Below are 19,917 nucleotides of genomic sequence, written 5' to 3'. Positions count from 1 at the left end.
TCCTTTAGTCAGGTACCTAGGTTGAGGGACTCACGTGGCAGAGGCGGAGCGCATCATCGGTACGCCGGACACCCCGGACGCGGACCGGGGGGAGCGGGAGCGGGCCGGCACCGAGGGGACGGCGGCGGAGGCGGAGGCCGGAGGGCCCCGCGGCAAGCGGCGGATCGCCGTGCTGTTCGCCGTCGCCGCGTTCGCGTACGCCCTCGATCTGATCAGCAAGATGATCGTGGTCGCCAAGCTGGAGCACCACGAGCCCATCGAGATCATCGGGGACTGGCTGAGGTTCGAGGCGATCCGCAACGCGGGCGCGGCCTTCGGCTTCGGCGAGGCCTTCACCGTGATCTTCACGGTGATCGCGGCAGCCGTGATCGTGGTGATCATCCGCCTCGCCCGCAAGCTCTACAGCCTGCCGTGGGCGATCGCGCTGGGCCTGCTGCTCGGCGGCGCCCTGGGCAACCTCACCGACCGGATCTTCCGCTCGCCGGGCGTCTTCGAGGGCGCGGTGGTCGACTTCATCGCGCCCAAGCACTTCGCCGTGTTCAACCTGGCGGACTCGGCGATCGTGTGCGGCGGCATCCTGATCGTGCTGCTGTCGTTCCGCGGCCTCGACCCGGACGGCACCGTCCACAAGGACTGAACGCGCCTACGGGGTTGTCGGACCCGTCCGGCATACTCGACGGGTGAGCACGATTCCCGAGATCCGTACCCTGCCCGTGCCCGACGGCCTGGAGGGCGAGCGCGTCGACGCCGCCATCTCCCGCATGTTCGGCTTCTCCCGCACCAAGGCGGCCGAGCTCGCCGCAGCGGGGAAGGTCACGGTCGACGGATCGGTGGTCGGCAAGTCCGAGCGGGTCAGCGGCGGCGCCTGGCTCGAGGTGGAGATGCCGCAGGCGCCCGCGCCGGTGCAGGTGGTCGCCGAGCCGGTCGAGGGCATGGAGATCGTGCACGACGACGACGACGTGGTCGTGATCGTCAAGCCCGTCGGCGTCGCCGCCCACCCCTCGCCGGGCTGGTCCGGCCCGACCGTGATCGGTGGCCTCGCCGCCGCCGGGTACCGCATCTCGACCTCCGGCGCCGCCGAGCGCCAGGGCATCGTGCACCGCCTCGACGTCGGCACCTCCGGCCTCATGGTCGTCGCCAAGTCGGAGTACGCGTACACGTCGCTGAAGCGCCAGTTCAAGGAGCGCACGGTCGACAAGCGCTACCACACGCTCGTCCAGGGCCACCCCGACCCCACCAGCGGCACCATCGACGCCCCCATCGGCCGTCACCCGCAGCACGACTACAAGTGGGCGGTCACCGCCGACGGCAAGCCGTCCGTCACGCACTACGACCTCATCGAGGCCTTCCGCGCCGCCTCCCTCCTCGACGTCAAGCTGGAGACCGGCCGCACCCACCAGATCCGCGTCCACATGGCCGCCCACCGGCACCCCTGCGTCGGCGACCTGACCTACGGCGCCGACCCCACGCTGGCCAAGCGGCTCCGGCTGACCCGCCAGTGGCTGCACGCCGTACGCCTCGGCTTCGAGCACCCCGGCGACGGACAGTGGGTGGAGTTCTCCTGCGACTACCCGGACGACCTGCAGCAGGCGCTGGACCAGGTCCGCGAGGAGACCTACGCATGAGCGCCGCCTTCGTGGTCCGCGTGGCGGAGGAGGCCGCCGACCGCGAGGCGTGCTTCGCGGTCCGCAAGGAGGTCTTCGTCGCCGAGCAGGGCGTCCCCGAGGACATCGAGTACGACGCCTACGACGCCGGCGCCGTCCACGTGCTGGCGGTCGGGGAGGACGGCACCCCGCTGGGCACCGGACGCCTGCTGCACGGCGAGGCCGCCGCGGCGAAGAACGGCGGCGACCCGGCGGTCGGCTCGCTCGGCCGGCTCGCGGTGACGCGCCGGGCGCGGGGCCTCGGGGCCGGGGCGGCGCTGGTGCGGGCCATCGAGGAGGCGGCCCGCGCGCGGGGCCTCACCGCCGTCGACCTGCACGCGCAGACGCACGCCCTCGGTTTCTACGAGCGGCTGGGCTACGAGGCGTACGGGCCCGAGTTCCCGGACGCGGGGATACCGCACCGGGCCATGCGGCGCGTCCTGTAGCCGGGGCCGCGAACGGCCTGGTGAGGGCGTCGGCGTGGCAGGGTGGAGATCCGCCCGCCGATCGTCGATGCGCCCGGAGCCGTGACCGTGGACCAGTTGACCCTGCTGTTCGCCCTGCTGCTCGGGGCCGTGGTGAGCGTCCCGGTCGGGGAGCGGCTGGGGCTGCCGGCACCGGTGCTGATGACGGTCCTCGGAGCCGTGCTGGCGCTGCTGGAGTTCGTGCCGAACGTCGACATCCCGCCCGACCTGATCCTCCCGCTGCTGCTGCCGCCCCTGCTGTACGCCGCCGTACGACGGACCTCCTGGCGGCAGTTCGCGGCGAACGTCAGACCGATCCTGCTGCTCGCGGTGGCGCTGGTCTTCGTCACCATGCTGTGCGTGGCCGTCGTCGCCCACGCGATCGTGCCGGGACTGCCGCTCGCCGCCGCCTTCGCCCTCGGCGCGCTGGTCGCGCCGCCCGACCCGGTCGCGGCGACCGCCGTCGCCGGGAAGCTGGGGCTGCCGCGCCGGCTGGTGTCGATCCTGGAGGGCGAGGGGCTCTTCAACGACGTCACGGCCATCGTCCTCTACAACGTGGCGATCGCCGCCGCCGTGAGCGGTGGCTTCTCGGTCTGGGAGGCCGGGCTCGACCTGGTGCTGTCGGCCGTGGTGGCGGTGGCGGTCGGGCTCGCGCTGGGCTGGGGCGCGAACAAGCTGATGGATCTGCTCGGGGACGCGACCCTGCAGATCGGGCTGAGCCTGCTCGTGCCGTACGCCTCCTACGTCCTGGCCGAGGAACTGCACGGCTCGGGTGTGCTCGCCGTGCTCACCACCGCGTTGTTCCTCGTCGAGTACGCCACCGACGCCGACGACGTCATGACCCGGCTCGCCGGGCACACCTTCTGGGACATCGTCGACACCCTCGTCACCGGGGTCGCGTTCGGGCTGGTCGGGCTCGAACTGCACAACGCGGTGCGGACCGCGGCCGGTCACTGGGGCGAACTGCTGACCTGGGCGGCGGCGGTCGTGGGTGTGGTGGTCCTGGTACGGCTGCTGTGGCTGCTGCCGGCGACCTGGCTGACGAAACGGCTGCACGCCGCGCGGGACACCGCCGAGGAGATCCCGGTGAGCTGGCGCGAGACCGTGGTGATGTGGTGGTCCGGGATGCGCGGGGTGGCCTCCGTCGCACTGGCGCTGGCCATCCCGCTGGAGACCGACACCGGAGGTGACTTCCCCGGCCGGGACGAGATCGTCTTCATCGCGTTCGGCGTGATCATGGCGACCCTGCTGGTGCAGGGGCTGAGTCTGCCGTGGCTGGTGGGGCGGCTGGGAGTGCGGGCCGACAGCGGGCGGGAGAAGCGGTTCGAGCGCGACCTGGCGGTCCGCGCGGCCAGGGCGGCGAAGCGCAGGCTGCGCGAGATCGAGGAGGCCGAGGAACTGCCGGAGGAGCTGTTCGAGCAGATGCTGCGCAGCGCCTTCGACATCGGGGTGCGGATCAGCCCCGACCTCGCGGACGACGAGCGGCGGGAGGCACACCGGCAGCGGGCGCGGCGGTTGAAGCGGGTGCGGGCGATCCAGCGGGAGATGCTGAGCGCGGCGCGACACGAGGTGATCGCGGCGCGGAGTGAGTCGGGGGCGGACCCGGCGGTCGTGGACCGGGTGCTGCGGCATCTGGATGTGCGCAGCCTGCGCTGACGCTTCGCGGGTCTCCCACCCGTGCACCGCCCGTTTCGGTTGGTCGGGAAGTGGGCGTTTCCCGTAGGAGCTTGACGCCTTTGGCGGCTTTTCGTTCGTAAAGTGCCGTTATGAACCGGAATGTTGTGATCAGTGGAGGCGGTACCGGGATCGGGCTCGCCACCGCACGGGTGTTCGCCGCCGACGGGGACCGGGTGCTGCTGCTCGGTCGGCGTCGGGATGTGCTGGAGCGGGCGAAGGTGCCGGACGCGCTGACGTACGCCGCCGATCTCGCGGACCCCGCAGCGGTGCGGGGGGTCGCCGGCTTCGTGGGACGGGAGTTCGGCGCGGTGGACGTGCTGATCCACAGCGCCGGGGGCAACGGGCTCCTCGAGCCCCAGTCCGGCGGCGACGACCCGCTCGACGCCGTCGCCCGCTCCTGGACGGTCAACTTCCGGCTCAACCTGCTGACCGCCGCCCTGCTCACCGAGGCCCTGCGGGCCCGGCTCGCCGAACCCGGCGGGCGCGTGCTGTTCCTCGGTTCCATCGCCGCCTACCGGGGCCACGGACAGGTGGCGTACGCGGCGGCCAAGGCCGGGCTGCACCCGTACGCCCATGACCTGGCCCGGAGACTGGGCCCGCACGGCATCACCGTGAACGTGGTCGCCCCCGGCTACATCGAGGACACCGCCTTCTTCGGCGACGGCATCGACGAGGAACTGCGCGCCCGGCTGGTCGCGGAGACCCTGGACGGGCGTGCCGGAACGCCCGGGGACGTCGCCGCGACCCTGCACTGGCTCGCCTCCCCGGGCGCCGCGCACATCACCTCCCAGATCGTCCAGGTCAACGGCGGCGCCGAACGCGGCCACTGAGAGCGGGTCAGCGCTCCCTCGGATGCTGGTGCGCGCGACGGGCCGCCGGCACGCCGTCGGGGGAGCGGTGGCCGTCGAGTCGGGGCGGCAGCACCGCGTCGGCCGTGTTGACCCGGGGCAGCGCGTACGGGTGCGCGTCGGCCAGCCAGCGGATCATCTGCTCGCGGACCTCGACCCGTACCGTCCAGATGTCGTCCGCGTCCTTGGCCGTCACCAGGGCCCGCACCTCCATCGTGCTGGGCGTGCTGTCCGTCACGTTCAGGTTGTAGGCGCGGCCGTCCCAGGCCGGGCACTCCCGCAGGATGTCGCGGAGCTTGCCGCGCATCGCCTCCAGCGGGGCCGAGTGGTCGAGGTGCCAGAAGACGGTGCCGGTCATCTGCGGCGTGTCGCGCGACCAGTTCTCGAACGGCTTGGACGTGAAGTACGACACGGGCATGGTGATCCGTCGCTCGTCCCAGGTGCGCACGGTCAGGAAGGTCAGCGTGATCTCCTCGACGGTGCCCCACTCGCCGTCCACGACCACCGTGTCCCCGATGCGCACCATGTCGCCGAAGGCGATCTGCAGCCCGGCGAACATGTTGCTCAGCGTGGACTGGGCGGCCACACCGGCGACGATGCCGAGGATGCCGGCCGAGGCCAGCAACGAGGCCCCGGCCGCCTGCATCGCGGGGAAGGTCAGCAGCATCGCGGCCACCGCCACCACACCGACGATCGCGGAGACCACCCGCCGGATCAGCGTCACCTGGGTGCGCACCCGGCGGACCCGCGCCGGGTCGCGCTCGCGGTGGTTACTGGCGTACCGCGTGTACGTGGTCTCGACGACCGCGGCCGCGATACGGATCGCCAGCCAGGCGGCCGAGCCGATCAGCACCAGGGTCAGGGTCCGGCCGATGACGGCCTCGTGGTCCGGCAGCAGGTCCGCCTCGTCGTACGACCCTCTCAGCAGGGCCGCGCACAGCAGCAGCTGGTAGGGGATCCGGCCGCGGCGCAGCAGACCCCACAGCGGGGTCTCGTGGTGGCGTTCGTCGGCCTTGCGCAGCAGGAGGTCGGTGGCCCAGCCGAGCAGCAGTGTGAGCACGACCGAGCCGCCGACCACGAGCAATGGGCGGAGCACGTCATCCATGTCCCCGAACCTAACCGGCCCGGGCGGGCATGAACATGTGACTTCCGCGCGATCGCGGGTAGTGCCGCGATCCGGCGTCGTCACACCGGGCTGGCACCATGGACGGCATGAACATCATGCTCTTTCACTCGACCTACGGTCCGCGGCCCGCGGTGCGCCGGGCCGCGGACCGGCTGCGCGCGGCCGGACACGAGGTGTGGACGCCCGACCTCTTCGAGGGCCGCACGTTCGACACGGCCGAGGAAGGCATGGCGTACAAGGAGGAGACCGGCAAGGACGAGCTGCTGAAGCGGGCCGTGCTGGCCGCCGCGCCCTACTCCGAGCGGGGGCTGGTGTACGCGGGGTTCTCCTTCGGCGCCTCCGTCGCCCAGACGCTGGCCCTCGGTGACGACAAGGCCCGCGGACTGCTGCTCCTGCACGGCACCTCGGACATCGCGGAGAACGCCTCGGTGGACGAGCTGCCGGTGCAGCTGCACGTCGCCGAGCCCGACCCGTTCGAGACCGACGACTGGCTCACCGCCTGGTACCTGCGGATGGGCCGGGCCGGTGCCGACGTCGAGGTGTACCGGTACGCGGGGGCGGGTCACCTCTACACCGACCCCGACCTGCCGGACTACGACGAGGAGGCCGCCGAGGCCACCTGGCGGGTGGCGCTCGGCTTCCTCGACAGCCTTCAGTAGGTTCAGCCGGCCGCGCGGTAGGACGCCCAGTGCTGCGGGCCGCGTGCGCTCGGCTGATTTCGCGGAAAGCGGGGCGTGGCGGAAGACGGTAGGGTGACGGCCTGCCTTCGAGCAGCGGTCAGGGCTTGACCGCCGCGAGGCTCAGTGGGCCGAGCGGGAAGCTGCCGCAAGTGGGCGGCGGAGTCACGAAGTTGTGGATCGGGTTTCGACACAACTTGTCGCAGGTGGACGCGAAGTTCTACTGCGTGGGCTGGATGGCCCAACTTGTGGGGCGCCTCCTCGTGAGGCGCCCTTCACAGGTCGGCGGTGCCGGCCTCGCTGGGGAAGGTGGCCCAGCCGAGGAGGCCGTCGCCGATGTCGGCGGTGTGGAAGTTGAGCGCGTTCGCGCCGCCCTGGTGCAGGGCGGTCTTCATCGCCTTCTCCTCCGGCGAGCCGTAGCCGACGGTGTACCAGGCGGGGTTGTCGGTGTAGTCGGTGCCGGCCGGCGTGAACTGGAAGCCCGAGTCGGTGTTGCCGGTGCCCTGGCCGGCGTACGCGGCGTTCAGGACGTCCAGCTGGGCGGTGATGTCCGCGGAGCTGAGCTTGCCGGTCTCGCCGTCGTGGATGACGTGGAAGTAGACCGGGACGGTCGCCGAGGCGGCCGCGGTGCTCCGGCCGGCCGTGCGCAGCTTGTCGAGCCTGGCCCGCAGGTCGGTGTCCATGGCCCGGGCCCGCGCCTCGCTGATCTCGTTCGGCTCGGCGGCGTGCTCGTCGTGGCCGGGACGGGCCTGGCGGATGCGGTGGGGAGAGGGGCCGGGGGTCTTCCTGGCCACCGCCGGGAGATTACGTGCACATGGTCAGACGCCAAGAGGAGCGATCAGGCCCAATCAATCGCCCGTCAAACAGGGGCAATCGGGAAGGTGGCGAATGCGGAAACGTTACGGCGTCCGGAGTTCGAGAGCTCGATGTCATCGATCCGGCCACCGGGCGGGTGGTGTGTCCGGATTCGACTCACGGACCACACCACCCGCCGTAACGACGCGATCTGTCCTGGACGGCCCGCTCCGCGGTCGTAGATGGCCGAAAATCGCCCTTCCGGGAGTGGCCTACACGGGGTCGTAGGTGCGCTCGGCCTTCTGTGTGCCGCTGCGGGTGCGGTAGGAGCGGGCCCACTCGGACGTGGCGTCCGCCTCCGTACGGCTCGACAGCACGTAGTAGTCCATCTGCGCCCGCTCGGCGGTGACGTCCAGTACGCCGTAGCCGTGGCGGTCGGTGTCGACCCAGTGGACGTGCCGGTTGGCGGCCCGGATCAGCGGTGAGGCCAGCGCGGAGACGGTGCCCTCGGGGACCTTCACGATGTCGTCGAGGTTGTCGGAGGTGACCGAGGTGACCACGAACTCCGTGGCGGCGGAGGCCGACAGCGGATAGGTGCCGGCGTTCACCGGCACGTCGTTGGCCCACGCCATGTGGATGTCGCCGGTGAGGAAGACCGTGTTGCGGATCGCGTTCGCGCGCAGGTGGGCGAGGAGTTCGCGGCGGTCGTCGGTGTAGCCGTCCCACTGGTCGGTGTTGAGGGCGAGCCCCTCCTGCGGCAGGCCCAGCAGCTTCGCCAGCGGCTTCAGCAGGCTCGCGGGGAGGGAACCGACCGAGAACGGCGAGATCATCACCGAGGTGCCGACCAGCCGCCAGGTGGTGTCGGACGCCGTCAGTCCCGCCTTCAGCCAGTCCAGTTGGGCGCGCCCGGTGAGCGTGCGGTCCGGGTCGTCGACCTCGCCGTCGCCGAGGGAGACCTGCTGGGAACGGAAGGAGCGCAGGTCAAGGAGCGAGAGGTCGGCCAGCTTGCCGAAGCGCAGCCGGCGGTAGGTGGTGCCGGCGATCGCGGGCCGTACCGGCATCCACTCGAAGTAGGCCTGCTTGGCGGCGGCCTGACGGGCCGCCCAGGCGCCCTCCGCGCCCTCGGTGTGGTTCTCGGCGCCGCCCGACCAGGTGTCGTTGGCGATCTCGTGGTCGTCCCAGATGGCGACGACCGGCGCCCTGTGGTGCAGGGCCTGGAGGTCGGGGTCGGTCTTGTACTGGCCGTGCCGGGCGCGGTAGTCGGCGAGGGTGACGATCTCGTGCGCGGGCGTGTGCGGGCGGACGGCCCCGCCGCGGGTGCCGTACTCACCGGCGGCGTATTCGTAGAGGTAGTCGCCCAGGTGCAGCCAGGCGTCCAGGTCGGACCGGGCCGCGAGATGGCGGTACGCCGAGAAGTGGCCGGCCTCCCAGTTGGAGCAGGAGACCACGCCGAAGCGCAGGTGGGGCACGGCGGCGTCGGCGGCCGGGGCGGTGCGGGTGCGGGCGACGGGCGAGTCGGTGCCGCCGGCGGAGAAGCGGAACCAGTAGTCGGTGGCCGGCCGCAGGCCGCGGACGTCCGCCTTGACGGTGTGGTCGGAGGCGGCGGTGGCGAGCGTCGAACCCTTCGCGACGACGTCGGTGAACGCCTTGTCCCGGGCGACGGTCCAGCCCACCTCGGTGTCCGGGCCGAGCCCGGAGCCGGGTATCGCCTCCGGCACCGGCGTCACCCGGGTCCACAGCAGGATGCCGTCCGGCAGCGGGTCGCCGGAGGCCACGCCGTGCAGGAAGGCGGGCGCCTGCGCGGTCGCGGCGCGCGCGGGCAGGGCGGCGGCGAGCGGTCCGGCCAGCACCGCGGTGGCGGCGGCCGCCCTGACGACCGTACGACGGCGCGGCGCGAGGGAGTTGGCGTCCGCGGTGGCGGGAACGGCGCTCTCGGATGATCTCTGTCGACTGGTCACAGCCGATCAGGTTACTGACAGGTACACGTGAGAGCGGGCGAACCGGTGAAAGTTCGCCCGCTCTTCAGCGCGCCGTCAGCCGGCCGGGGTTCAGGCCTTGAGGGCCGCGTCGACCGCCGTGTTGAACTCGGCCACCGTCATGGGCGCGTTCTCGCCGTCGGAACCGGTGAGCTTCTTGCCGTCCATCATCAGCGTCGGCGTGCCCCGGGCCTCGCTGTTGTCGAACACGTCGGACATCTCCAGCGCCCACTTGTCGTAGGTGCCGTCCTTCACGGCCGACTGGAACTCCTTGTCGCCCTTCAGGGCGTCGACCGTGTTGGCGATCTTGATCAGGTACGCGTCGTCCTTGAACTTGTCGTCCGTCTCCTCGGGGTGGTACTCGGCCGAGTAGAGCGCGCTCTTGTAGGCGAGGAACGCCTCGGGGCTGACGTTCAGCGCCGCGCCCAGGGCGCTCAGGGCGTTCTTGGAGCCCTCGCCGGTCAGGTTGCGGTCGAGGAACGAGGCGCCTATGAAGCGGATCTTGTACTTGCCGTCCGCGACGTCCTTCTCGATGGTCTTGCCGACCGTCTGCTCGAAGGAGGCACAGACCGGGCAGCGCGGGTCCTCGTACAGCTCGAGGGTCTTCTTCGCGTCGGACTCGCCGATGACGACGGTCGTGCCGTTCTTGCCGCTGGTGTTGGCCGGCTTGACGAGCTTGGCGTCCTTCGCGGTCTCCCAGTAGTCGGGCTGGTTGGCCTGGACGACCGCGTAGCCGATGCCGCCGGCCGCGGCCAGCACGCCGACGACCGAGGCGGCGACGATGAGCTGCCGCCTGACCTTCGCCTTCTTGGCCTGGCGCTCGCGCTCCACGCGCAGCCGCTCTCGGGCCGCCGACTTCGCCGCCTGGCTGTTCCGCTTGCTCATGGTGATGTCTCCACGGGGGACGCGCACACGGTCGTGTGCGGGATACGTAGGGGGACTGCTGGTGCTCGGGGGGTTCGCGGGGGCGGGGATCGCCTCAGGCGAAGGTGAGGGAGCACGGCGGTCCGCGCCGCCCCAGGGAGTGCGCGAGGAGCAGGGTCCGGGCCGTGGCGGTACGACGGACCGGGTGGGCCGGACGGAGGGCCTCCGGGGCCCGGCGCACGGTCACCGCGGCGACCGCGAGCAGCAGCGGCCGGAACGTCGTGGCCGTCACCGCGCTCAGCAGCTGGGCCAGCGCCCGCTCGCCGCGGCGCAGCCAGGCGGCGGCCAGCAGGCCGACCCCGAGGTGCGCGCCGAGCAGCGCCCAGGCGGTCGCCGGGTCGGCCTGCGCCAGCAGGGCCGCCAGCCGGTCGCCGCCCTCGGCGGCGTGCCCGGTGGTCCGGGCGAGCGGCGCGCCCACACTGGTGCCGTCGCCGCACAGCACGTCGAAGCCGACGGAGCGCAGCGGGCCCGCCACGGGTCCGCCCATCCGGCCGTAGCAGACGTGCTGGCCGGTGGTGAAGACCGTGTCGGCGGCCAGCTCCAGCGGGATCAGCAGGGCGGCGATCCGCCCGAAGGAACGCTCCCGCCCCGCCAGGGCGTACGCCAGCCCGAACACGGCGGCGGCGATCGCGGCCACCGTGTTCAGCGGCAGCGGAACCCCGGACAGCAGCACGTGCGACGCGGTGCTGAGCGTCACGACGACGGCCGTGAACAGCGCCGCGCGCACGGCTCTGAGCTGGGTTCCGGATATGTCCATGGCGGTGAAGAGTGTGTCACGTGCTCCGGTAAAGGGTCCTTAAAGGGTCCCTGTGGACGGGCGGATCGTCAGAGTCCCGGGATCCTGCCGTTGCGGAACAGGTCCAGGAAGGTCTGGTGGTCGGCGCGGGCGCGGGCGCCGTAGCCGTGCGCGAATTCGACCAGGAGGGGGACCAGGGAGTCCTCGTCGGCGGCGATCGCGGCGTCGATGGCGCGCTCGGTGGAGAACGGCACCAGGGACTCGCCGGAGGTGTCGTCCGCCGCCGCGTGCATCGTGGCCGTGGCCCGGCCGAGGTCGGCGACGACCTGGGCGATCTCCTCCGGCTCGTCGATGTCGCTCCAGTCCAGGTCCACGGCGTACGGCGAGACCTCGGCGACCAGCTGGCCCGCGCCGTCCAGCTCGGTCCAGCCCAGCCACGGGTCGGCGTGCGCCTGGAGGGCGCGCTGGGAGATCACCGTGCGGTGCCCCTCGTGCTGGAAGTAGTCCCGGATGGCCTGGTCGGGGATGTGCCGGGAGACGGCCGGGGTCTGGGCCTGCTTGATGTAGATCACCACGTCGTTCTCCAGGGCGTCGCTGTGACCCTCCAGGAGGATGTTGTACGACGGCAGCCCGGCGGAGCCGATGCCGATGCCGCGGCGGCCCACGACGTCCTTCACGCGGTAGGAGTCCGGGCGGGCCAGGGAGGCGTCCGGCAGCGTCTCCAGATAGCCGTCGAAGGCGGCGAGCACCTTGTAGCGGGTGGCGGCGTCCAGCTCGATCGCGCCGCCGCCGGCGGCGAAGCGGCGCTCGAAGTCGCGGATCTCGGTCATCGAGTCCAGCAGCCCGAACCGGGTCAGCGAGCGGGCGTCGCGCAGCGCGTCGAGCAGCGGGCCCTGGGCGGTGTCCAGGGTGAACGGCGGCACCTCGTCGCTCTTCGCGCCGGTGGCCAGCGCGTGGATCCGCTCCCGGTAGGCGGTCGCGTAGACGGCGACCAGCTCGGTGATCTGCTCGTCGCTGAGCGCCTTCGCGTAGCCGATCAGCGCCACGGAGGCGGCGAAGCGCTTGAGGTCCCAGGTGAAGGGGCCGACGTAGGCCTCGTCGAAGTCGTTGACGTTGAAGACCAGGCGGCCGTTCGAATCCATGTACGTGCCGAAGTTCTCCGCGTGCAGATCGCCGTGGATCCACACCCGGGACGTCCGGTCGTCCAGGTACGGGCCACCCCGCTTCTCCGCGTCCAGATCGTGGTAGAAGAGGCACGCCGTCCCGCGGTAGAAGGCGAACGCCGAGGCCGCCATCTTCCGGAACTTCACCCGGAACGCGGCCGGGTCGGCGGCCAGGAGCTCGCCGAAGGCGGTGTCGAGGACGGCGAGGATCTCCTCACCGCGGTGCTCGTCGTTGAGCTGCGGGACCGACATCGCTTTGTGCCTCCTGGTGCGGGATCTTTCGGGACGGCTGGTCCGTCCCCTGCCTAACGTGCGACGGGTCACGGGAGTGCCCGCGCCACCGCCCGAAGGTACGTCGGGATGCGCTCCGTGTGTCAGTGCCGGGGCATAGACTTCGACGCTGTCCCCCGGACTGTCCGCCCGCCCGTCGCCGAGTGTTCTCCTTGGAGGCCGCACCGTGTCAAAGCCGCCGTTCACGCACCTGCACGTCCACACCCAGTACTCGCTGCTGGACGGTGCCGCGCGGCTCAAGGACATGTTCAACGCGTGCAACGAGATGGGCATGACGCACATCGCCATGTCCGACCACGGCAACCTGCACGGGGCGTACGACTTCTTCCACTCCGCCCAGAAGGCCGGGGTCACCCCGATCATCGGGATCGAGGCGTACGTCGCGCCCGAGTCCCGGCGCAACAAGCGCAAGATCCAGTGGGGCCAGCCGCACCAGAAGCGGGACGACGTCTCCGGTTCCGGCGGTTACACCCACAAGACGATGTGGGCCGTGAACAGCACCGGTCTGCACAACCTCTTCCGGCTCTCCTCCGACGCGTACGCCGAGGGCTGGCTGCAGAAGTGGCCCCGGATGGACAAGGAGACCATCGCCAAGTGGTCCGAGGGCATCGTCGCCTCCACCGGCTGCCCCTCCGGCGAGGTGCAGACCCGGCTGCGCCTCGGCCACTTCGACGAGGCCCTCAAGGCCGCCGCCGACTACCAGGACATCTTCGGCAAGGACAAGTACTTCCTGGAGCTGATGGACCACGGCATCGAGATCGAGCACCGGGTCCGCGACGGCCTGCTGGAGATCGGCAGGAAGCTCGGCATCCCCCCGCTGGTCACCAACGACTCGCACTACACGTACGCGCACGAGGCGGGCGCCCACGACGCGCTGCTGTGCATCCAGACCGGCAAGAACCTCTCCGACCCCGACCGCTTCAAGTTCGACGGCACCGGCTACTACCTCAAGTCCACCGACGAGATGTACGCCATCGACTCCTCGGACGCCTGGCAGCAGGGCTGCGCCAACACCCGGCTGATCGCCGAGATGGTCGACACCACGGGCATGTTCGAGAAGCGCGACCTGATGCCGAAGTTCGACATCCCGGAGGGGTACACCGAGGTCAGCTGGTTCCGCGAGGAGACCATGCGCGGCATGGAGCGCCGCTTCCCGGGCGGCATCCCGGACGACCGCATGAAGCAGGTCGAGTACGAGATGGACACCATCATCTCGATGGGCTTCCCCGGCTACTTCCTCGTCGTCGCCGACTTCATCATGTGGGCGAAGAAGCAGGGCATCGCCGTCGGCCCCGGCCGTGGCTCCGCGGCCGGCTCGATCGTCGCCTACGCCCTCGGCATCACCGACCTCGACCCGATCCCGCACGGCCTGATCTTCGAGCGGTTCCTCAACCCCGAGCGCATCTCGATGCCCGACGTCGACATCGACTTCGACGAGCGCCGGCGCGTCGAGGTGATCCGGTACGTGACGGAGAAGTACGGCGCCGACAAGGTCGCCATGATCGGCACCTACGGCACCATCAAGGCCAAGAACGCCATCAAGGACTCCGCGCGCGTGCTGGGCTACCCGTACGCGATGGGCGACCGGCTCACCAAGGCGATGCCGGCCGACGTCCTGGGCAAGGGCATCCCGCTCTCCGGCATCACGGACCCGAGCCACCCCCGGTACTCCGAGGCCGGCGAGATCCGCGGGATGTACGAGAACGAGCCGGACGTGAAGAAGGTCATCGACACCGCCAAGGGCGTCGAGGGCCTGGTCCGGCAGATGGGCGTGCACGCCGCCGGCGTGATCATGTCCAGCGAGACCATCACCGACCACGTGCCCGTCTGGGTCAGGCACACCGACGGCGTGACCATCACGCAGTGGGACTACCCGAGCTGCGAGTCGCTCGGCCTGCTGAAGATGGACTTCCTGGGCCTGCGCAACCTGACCATCATGGACGACGCCGTCAAGATGGTGAAGGCCAACAAGGGCATCGACATCGACCTGCTGTCGCTGCCCCTGGACGACCCCACGACCTTCGAGCTGCTCCAGCGCGGCGACACGCTCGGCGTGTTCCAGTTCGACGGCGGCCCGATGCGCTCCCTGCTCCGGCTGATGAAGCCGGACAACTTCGAGGACATCTCCGCCGTGTCGGCCCTGTACCGGCCGGGCCCGATGGGCATGAACTCGCACACCAACTACGCCCTGCGCAAGAACGGCCAGCAGGACATCACGCCCATCCACCCCGAGCTGGAGGAGCCGCTCAAGGAGGTCCTGGACGTCACCTACGGCCTGATCGTCTACCAGGAGCAGGTGCAGAAGGCCGCCCAGATCATCGCCGGCTACTCGCTCGGCGAGGCCGACATCCTCCGCCGCGTGATGGGCAAGAAGAAGCCCGAGGAACTGGCGAAGAACTTCACCATCTTCCAGTCCGGCGCCCGCAAGAACGGCTACAGCGACGAGGCCATCCAGGCCCTCTGGGACGTGCTGGTGCCGTTCGCCGGCTACGCCTTCAACAAGGCGCACTCCGCCGCGTACGGACTGGTGTCGTACTGGACCGCCTACCTCAAGGCGAACCACCCCGCCGAGTACATGGCCGCGCTGCTCACCTCGGTGAAGGACGACAAGGACAAGTCGGCGATCTACCTCAACGAGTGCCGCCGCATGGGCATCAAGGTGCTCCCGCCGAACGTCAACGAGTCGGTGCACAACTTCGCCGCCCAGGGCGACGACGTGATCCTCTTCGGCCTGGAGGCCGTGCGGAACGTCGGTACGAACGTGGTCGAGTCGATCATCAAGAGCCGCAAGGCCAAGGGGAAGTACGCCTCCTTCCCCGACTACCTCGACAAGGTCGACGCGGTCGCCTGCAACAAGCGCACCACGGAGTCGCTGATCAAGGCCGGCGCCTTCGACACCCTGGGGCACACCCGCAAGGGCCTCACCGCGCAGTACGAGCCGATGATCGACAACGTGGTCGCGGTCAAGCGCAAGGAGGCCGAGGGACAGTTCGACCTCTTCGGCGGCATGGGGGAGGAGGAGACCAGCGAGCCCGGCTTCGGCCTCGACGTCACCTTCACCGACGACGAGTGGGACAAGACGTACCTGCTCGCCCAGGAGCGCGAGATGCTCGGGCTCTACGTCTCCGACCACCCGTTGTTCGGCCTGGAGCACGTGCTGTCCGACAAGGCCGACGCGGGCATCTCCCAGCTCACCGGCGGTGACTTCGGCGACGGCGCGGTGGTCACCATCGGCGGCATCATCTCGGGCCTGCAGCGCAAGATGACCAAGCAGGGCAACGCCTGGGCGATCGCCACCGTGGAGGACCTCGCGGGCTCCATCGAGTGCATGTTCTTCCCGGCGACGTACCAGCTCGTCTCGACGCAACTCGTCGAGGACGCCGTGGTGTTCGTCAAGGGCCGGCTCGACAAGCGGGAGGACGTGCCGCGGCTGGTCGCGATGGAGCTGATGGTCCCCGACCTGTCCAACGCCGGCACCAACGCGCCCGTGGTGCTCACCATCCCGGCCACCCGCGTGACCCCGCCGATGGTCAGCCGGCTCGGTGAGATCCTCACCCACCACAAGGGCGACAGCGAGGTGCGGATCAAGCTCCAGGGGCCGACGAAGACGACGGTGCTGCGCCTGGACCGGCACCGGGTGAAGCCGGATCCGGCCCTGTTCGGCGATCTGAAGGTCCTCCTCGGACCGTCCTGCCTGGCGGGCTAGCGGCGTCCGGTCGACGCGCGTGAGGGGCGCACCCCGCGGTGGGTGCGCCCCTCTTCATGTGCCCGGGCCGCGACGGCCCGCCGTGCGGATGTCAGTTGTGGCCGAAGCGCTTCTGTCGGCCCTTGCCCTGGCCGACCTCGCCGGGCACGACCTGTGTGGTGCGCTGCTCGTCCGGCGTCTCCATCGTGGACGGTTGTGCCGCCCGCTGGGCGCGTTGGGCCTGCGGCTGCTTACGGTCACGGTTCTTGTTCTTGGCCATGGTGGTGCCTCCTGTGGGGGACTAGGGGCCAGGGCCGGGACCAGATTCACATGGCCGGATAACGGGCGCATGTTGGACAATTACCGTGTGTGACCGGGGTGATCGGGGAGGAAGTGTGGAAACGCCACGCCGAAGATCGAGTTCGGGCCGTTAACCCCGGCGTGGTCGGGCAGACTCGAAGCAAGCCCGAAGCAAACCTCCCGGAAAGAGGGTGGACCGCGTGGACCGCTGCATCGTCCTGGTGGACGCCGGGTATCTGCTGGGGGCCGCCGCCAGTCTCCTCGCCGGGGAGCCCTCGCGGTCCCGCATCACCGTCGACCACGCGGCCCTCATCCAGGGGCTGCGGGAGCGCGCCGAGTCCGAGACGCGTCAGCCGCTGCTGCGCATCTACTGGTTCGACGGCGCCCCCGACCGCGTCCCGCAGCCCGAGCACCGCAGGCTGCGCGTGATGCCCCGGGTCACCGTCCGGCTGGGGGCGCTGACCCGCAGCGACGGCCGCTGGGCGCAGAAGGGCGTCGACGCCGCGATGCACGCCGAGCTGACCGAACTGGCCCGCAACCGCGCCTGTTCCGACATCGTCCTGGTCACCGGGGACGGCGACCTGCTGCCCGGCATGATGGCCGCCAAGGAACACGGCGTCGCCGTCCACCTGTGGGCCGTGCAGGCCGCCGACGGCGACTACAACCAGTCCGAGGACCTGGTCGCCGAGGCCGACGAGCGCCGGGTGCTGGACCGGGCGTGGATCACCCGGGCCGTACGGGCCAAGGAGCACACGGGGGTGTGCGCCCCGCCGCCCGTGCCGCGGCCCGAGATCGCCGCGATCCTCTCCGCCCCGCTGCCGGAGTCCGCGCTCGGCGCGACGGCCGAGCGGACCGTCCAGGAGCCGCGGCACCCGGCCGCCGCCGGGCCCAACGGCACCGCCGAGCGGGCGTCCACGGCCAAGGGCGTACCCACCCCCAAGGACCTGGCCGCACTGCGCGGCCCCGGTCCGCACCCGCCCCAGCAGCCCGCCTCCGCCACCCTGCGCTGGTCCTCCGACAAGGGCTGGGTCGACCGGCCGGCCGCCGAGCCGCCGGACGCGGCCTCCATGCCGACGCTCGCCCAGCTGACCACGGCGGAGCAGCGGTGGGCCGACCGCGAGGAGGACATCACCACCGTCGGCGGGGACCCCTTCGAGGTGGGGCAGGTCTTCGCCCGGCGCTGGGTCGAGCGGCTCGGCGACCAGGGCCACATCCAGAAGCTGTCCGGCATGTACCCCCGCATCCCGCACCGCATCGACGGCGAGCTGCTGCGGTACGCGGCCCGCTTCGGTCTGCTCGCCCACAAGGACGACCAGATCGACGAACGCGACCGTTACGCCATCCGGGCGGGCTTCTGGCGGGAGCTGGACCTGCGCACCGGCACGGAACGGGCTCCCGCCGGGGAGTGAGCGGGCGGTGCGTGGCCCCGCCTCCTGTGCCCCCGCCGGGAGCTCCCGCCCCCGGACCCCGGCCCATGTCCACCCACCACCCGACTCGGTCGGCTGGAAGGCGGGCCACAACCCCGGCGTGTGCGGGTGCTGTCCCGGGTCGGCGAGGTGGGAGGCGGGCCGTGGTTCCTGTGTGCGGAGGGTCGGCTCGGCGGGCCGGTGGGTGGTTGGGGCGGGTTCGCGGGCACCGGGGTGACCCGAGGGCGGGTCGGGGTCGTGGACCCCGTAGGCTCGTCCCTTGTGAGTACGCGCGCGGCACAGGGATTCCGGCACGGTGGTGACGTCGTGTGTGCGGTGCGCGGGCTGACCAAGACCTACCCGGCGGTGCGCGGCCGGCGCGGGGTCCCCGCGACGCCCGAGGTCCGGGCCACCGACGACGTGGGGCTCGACATCCGGCGCGGCGAGATCTTCGGACTGCTCGGCCCGAACGGCGCCGGCAAGTCCACCCTCGTACGCCAGCTGACCGGCCTGATGCGGCCCGACAGCGGCAGCGTGGACATACTCGGCCACGACATCGTGCGCCACCCCGAGCGGGCCGCACGCATCCTCGCCTACCTCGGCCAGGAGTCCAGCGCCCTCGACGAGCTGACCGTGTCCCTCGCCGCCGAGACCACCGGCCGGCTGCGCGGGCTCGACGCGCGCCGGGCGCGGGCCGAGCGGGACGACGTCCTGGACGAACTCGGGCTCGCCCCGCTCGCCGGGCGCCCGCTGAGGAAGCTCTCCGGCGGCCAGCGCCGGCTGGCCTGCTTCGCCGCCGCACTGGTGGGGGCCCGCCCCCTGCTCGTCCTGGACGAGCCCACCACCGGCATGGACCCGGTGGCCCGGCGCGCGGTGTGGTCCGCCGTCGACCGGCGCCGCGCCGAGCACGGCACCACCGTGCTGCTGGTCACCCACAACGTCATCGAGGCCGAGACCGTGCTCGACCGGGTCGCCGTGCTCGACCGGGGCCGGGTCATCGCCTGCGACAGCCCGGCCGGCCTCAAGGAGCGGGTCGCCGGCGAGGTCCGGGTCGATCTGGTGTGGCGCGAGGCGGCACCCCTGCACGTGCCCGAGGTCGCCGCGCTGCGGGACCGGGTCGTCGAGTCGGGCCGCCGCTGGACCCTGCGGCTCGCGCCCGAGGAGGCCCGCACGGTCGTCGCCACCGTCACCGGCGGGGCCGCCTTCGCCGCACTGGACGACTTCACGCTGGCCACGCCCAGCCTGGAGGACGTCTACCTGGCCCTGGGCGGCGCCGTACGACAGGGACTGGTGAAGGCGTGAGCACACGGGCCGCGACATCCGTACGGAACAGGGCCGCAGTGGTTCCGGGCGAACCTCCGAACGAAGGGGAGCAGCACGACGTGAGTGTCGTACCCGCCGATGCCCTGCCGGGCGGCGCCCTGGCCGTGGAGGAGGCCGCACCGGAAGCAGCCGAGCTCGGCCCCCGGGCACGGCTGTGGCCGTCGCTGGCGGCCGTGTACCGGGCGCAGCTGTCCCGGGCCCGGGTCGCGCGGATACCGCTGCTGTTCGTGGCGACCTTCCAGTCGGTCGGGATCATGGTCCTGATGCGCGGGGTCGTGGACGGCGGCGGCGAGGCGCAGGCGGTGGTCGCCGGCTCGGCGGTCCTGGTCGTCGCCTTCGTCGCGCTGAACCTGCTCGCCCAGTACTTCGGGCAGCTGCGGGCCAGCGGCGGGCTCGACCACTACGCGACGCTGCCGGTACCGCCGGCGGCGGTGGTGCTGGGCGCGGCGGGCGCGTACGCCTCGTTCACCGTGCCGGGGACCGTGGTGACCGCCGTCTTCGGGTGCGTACTGTTCGGGCTGCCGCTGGCGCACCTGTGGGTGCTGGCCGCCGTGATCCCGCTCGCCGGGGCCGCGCTCGCCGGACTCGGTGCGGCGCTCGGCCTGCTCGCGCCCCGCGCGGAGCTGGCCACGCTGCTGGGCCAGCTCGGCATGTCGGCCGCGCTGCTGCTCGGTGTGCTGCCGGCGGAGCGGATGCCGGAGGCGGTGCGTCTCGCCCGGGACCTGCTGCCGTCGACGTACGGCGTCGAGGCCTTCGCGCGGACCTTCGGACCGCATCCCGACTGGGCGCGCGTACTCGGTGACCTCGCCGTGTGCGGGGGCGTCGGCGTGATCTCGCTGGCCGTCGCGACCTGGGCGTACCGCAGGGCAGCCGTCCGGTGACG

17 protein-coding genes are annotated in these 19,917 nt (G+C 71.5%); 10 read left to right on the top strand and 7 right to left on the bottom strand.

Annotated features, from left to right (window positions below):
- Positions 1 to 34 precede the first annotated feature (34 nt).
- From lspA to KUM38_RS37550, 5 genes are all read left to right on the top strand, one after another.
- Positions 35 to 637 carry a signal peptidase II gene (gene lspA, locus KUM38_RS37570; RefSeq protein WP_217136544.1) on the top strand — a complete coding sequence of 201 codons (603 nt, stop codon included), beginning with the start codon at positions 35 to 37 and terminating at the stop codon, positions 635 to 637.
- Between the two features lie 43 nt (positions 638 to 680).
- A complete protein-coding gene (locus tag KUM38_RS37565) occupies positions 681 to 1,625 on the top strand; it encodes an RluA family pseudouridine synthase (RefSeq protein WP_217136542.1) in 945 nt (314 codons plus the stop codon).
- Entirely contained in the window at positions 1,622 to 2,089 is a 468-nt protein-coding gene (locus tag KUM38_RS37560) for a GNAT family N-acetyltransferase (RefSeq protein WP_217136540.1), read from the top strand. The genes KUM38_RS37565 and KUM38_RS37560 overlap by 4 nt, the downstream gene beginning before the upstream one ends.
- An 87-nt stretch (positions 2,090 to 2,176) precedes the next feature.
- The gene (locus tag KUM38_RS37555; protein ID WP_217136538.1) at positions 2,177 to 3,763 is read left to right on the top strand and encodes a Na+/H+ antiporter; all 1,587 of its coding nucleotides are present in this window, start codon (positions 2,177 to 2,179) and stop codon (positions 3,761 to 3,763) included.
- 110 nt (positions 3,764 to 3,873) lie between these two features.
- On the top strand, positions 3,874 to 4,614 hold the full coding sequence (locus KUM38_RS37550; protein ID WP_217136535.1) for an SDR family NAD(P)-dependent oxidoreductase: 741 nt from the start codon (positions 3,874 to 3,876) through the stop codon (positions 4,612 to 4,614).
- Positions 4,615 to 4,621: 7 nt separating this feature from the next.
- Here KUM38_RS37550 and KUM38_RS37545 read toward each other — a convergent pair whose 3' ends face one another.
- A complete protein-coding gene (locus tag KUM38_RS37545; protein ID WP_217136533.1) occupies positions 4,622 to 5,737 on the bottom strand; it encodes a mechanosensitive ion channel family protein in 1,116 nt (371 codons plus the stop codon).
- A 107-nt stretch (positions 5,738 to 5,844) separates the two neighbouring features.
- Between KUM38_RS37545 and KUM38_RS37540 the strand changes: the two genes are divergently transcribed.
- Positions 5,845 to 6,417, top strand: a complete 573-nt coding sequence (locus KUM38_RS37540) for a dienelactone hydrolase family protein (RefSeq protein WP_217136531.1) — start codon at positions 5,845 to 5,847, stop codon at positions 6,415 to 6,417.
- Positions 6,418 to 6,710: 293 nt separating this feature from the next.
- Here KUM38_RS37540 and KUM38_RS37535 read toward each other — a convergent pair whose 3' ends face one another.
- The 5 genes from KUM38_RS37535 to KUM38_RS37515 all read right to left on the bottom strand — a co-directional run bounded on the left by KUM38_RS37535 (position 6,711) and on the right by KUM38_RS37515 (position 12,281).
- Complete coding sequence (locus KUM38_RS37535; RefSeq protein ID WP_308409143.1) at positions 6,711 to 7,229, bottom strand: hypothetical protein; 519 nt, start codon at positions 7,227 to 7,229, stop codon at positions 6,711 to 6,713.
- 273 nt (positions 7,230 to 7,502) lie between these two features.
- Positions 7,503 to 9,188 carry an alkaline phosphatase gene (locus KUM38_RS37530; protein ID WP_217136528.1) on the bottom strand — a complete coding sequence of 562 codons (1,686 nt, stop codon included), beginning with the start codon at positions 9,186 to 9,188 and terminating at the stop codon, positions 7,503 to 7,505.
- Positions 9,189 to 9,278: 90 nt separating this feature from the next.
- Positions 9,279 to 10,091: a DsbA family protein gene (locus KUM38_RS37525; protein ID WP_217136526.1), complete on the bottom strand. Its 813-nt coding sequence runs from the start codon at positions 10,089 to 10,091 to the stop codon at positions 9,279 to 9,281.
- A 94-nt stretch (positions 10,092 to 10,185) separates the two neighbouring features.
- Positions 10,186 to 10,887: a hypothetical protein gene (locus KUM38_RS37520; RefSeq protein WP_217136524.1), complete on the bottom strand. Its 702-nt coding sequence runs from the start codon at positions 10,885 to 10,887 to the stop codon at positions 10,186 to 10,188.
- 68 nt (positions 10,888 to 10,955) lie between these two features.
- A complete protein-coding gene (locus KUM38_RS37515) occupies positions 10,956 to 12,281 on the bottom strand; it encodes a DUF2252 domain-containing protein (protein WP_217136522.1) in 1,326 nt (441 codons plus the stop codon).
- A 205-nt stretch (positions 12,282 to 12,486) separates the two neighbouring features.
- Here KUM38_RS37515 and dnaE point away from each other — a divergent pair, with 205 nt between their 5' ends.
- Complete coding sequence (gene dnaE / locus KUM38_RS37510; protein WP_217136520.1) at positions 12,487 to 16,026, top strand: DNA polymerase III subunit alpha; 3,540 nt, start codon at positions 12,487 to 12,489, stop codon at positions 16,024 to 16,026.
- A gap of 91 nt (positions 16,027 to 16,117) precedes the next feature.
- On the opposite strand, the gene KUM38_RS37505 is transcribed toward dnaE, so the two are convergent.
- Positions 16,118 to 16,285 carry a hypothetical protein gene (locus KUM38_RS37505; RefSeq protein WP_217136517.1) on the bottom strand — a complete coding sequence of 56 codons (168 nt, stop codon included), beginning with the start codon at positions 16,283 to 16,285 and terminating at the stop codon, positions 16,118 to 16,120.
- A 220-nt stretch (positions 16,286 to 16,505) separates the two neighbouring features.
- Here KUM38_RS37505 and KUM38_RS37500 point away from each other — a divergent pair, with 220 nt between their 5' ends.
- From KUM38_RS37500 to KUM38_RS37490, 3 genes are all read left to right on the top strand, one after another.
- Positions 16,506 to 17,714 carry an NYN domain-containing protein gene (locus tag KUM38_RS37500; protein WP_217136515.1) on the top strand — a complete coding sequence of 403 codons (1,209 nt, stop codon included), beginning with the start codon at positions 16,506 to 16,508 and terminating at the stop codon, positions 17,712 to 17,714.
- A gap of 324 nt (positions 17,715 to 18,038) precedes the next feature.
- Positions 18,039 to 19,013, top strand: a complete 975-nt coding sequence (locus tag KUM38_RS43445; protein ID WP_217136845.1) for an ABC transporter ATP-binding protein — start codon at positions 18,039 to 18,041, stop codon at positions 19,011 to 19,013.
- Between the two features lie 80 nt (positions 19,014 to 19,093).
- The gene (locus tag KUM38_RS37490; protein ID WP_217136513.1) at positions 19,094 to 19,915 is read left to right on the top strand and encodes an ABC transporter permease; all 822 of its coding nucleotides are present in this window, start codon (positions 19,094 to 19,096) and stop codon (positions 19,913 to 19,915) included.
- Positions 19,916 to 19,917 lie beyond the last annotated feature (2 nt).

Source organism: Streptomyces sp. AC558_RSS880, assembly GCF_019049255.1.
Lineage (GTDB): Bacteria > Actinomycetota > Actinomycetes > Streptomycetales > Streptomycetaceae > Streptomyces.
This window is presented reverse-complemented; position numbering and strand designations above follow the sequence as displayed.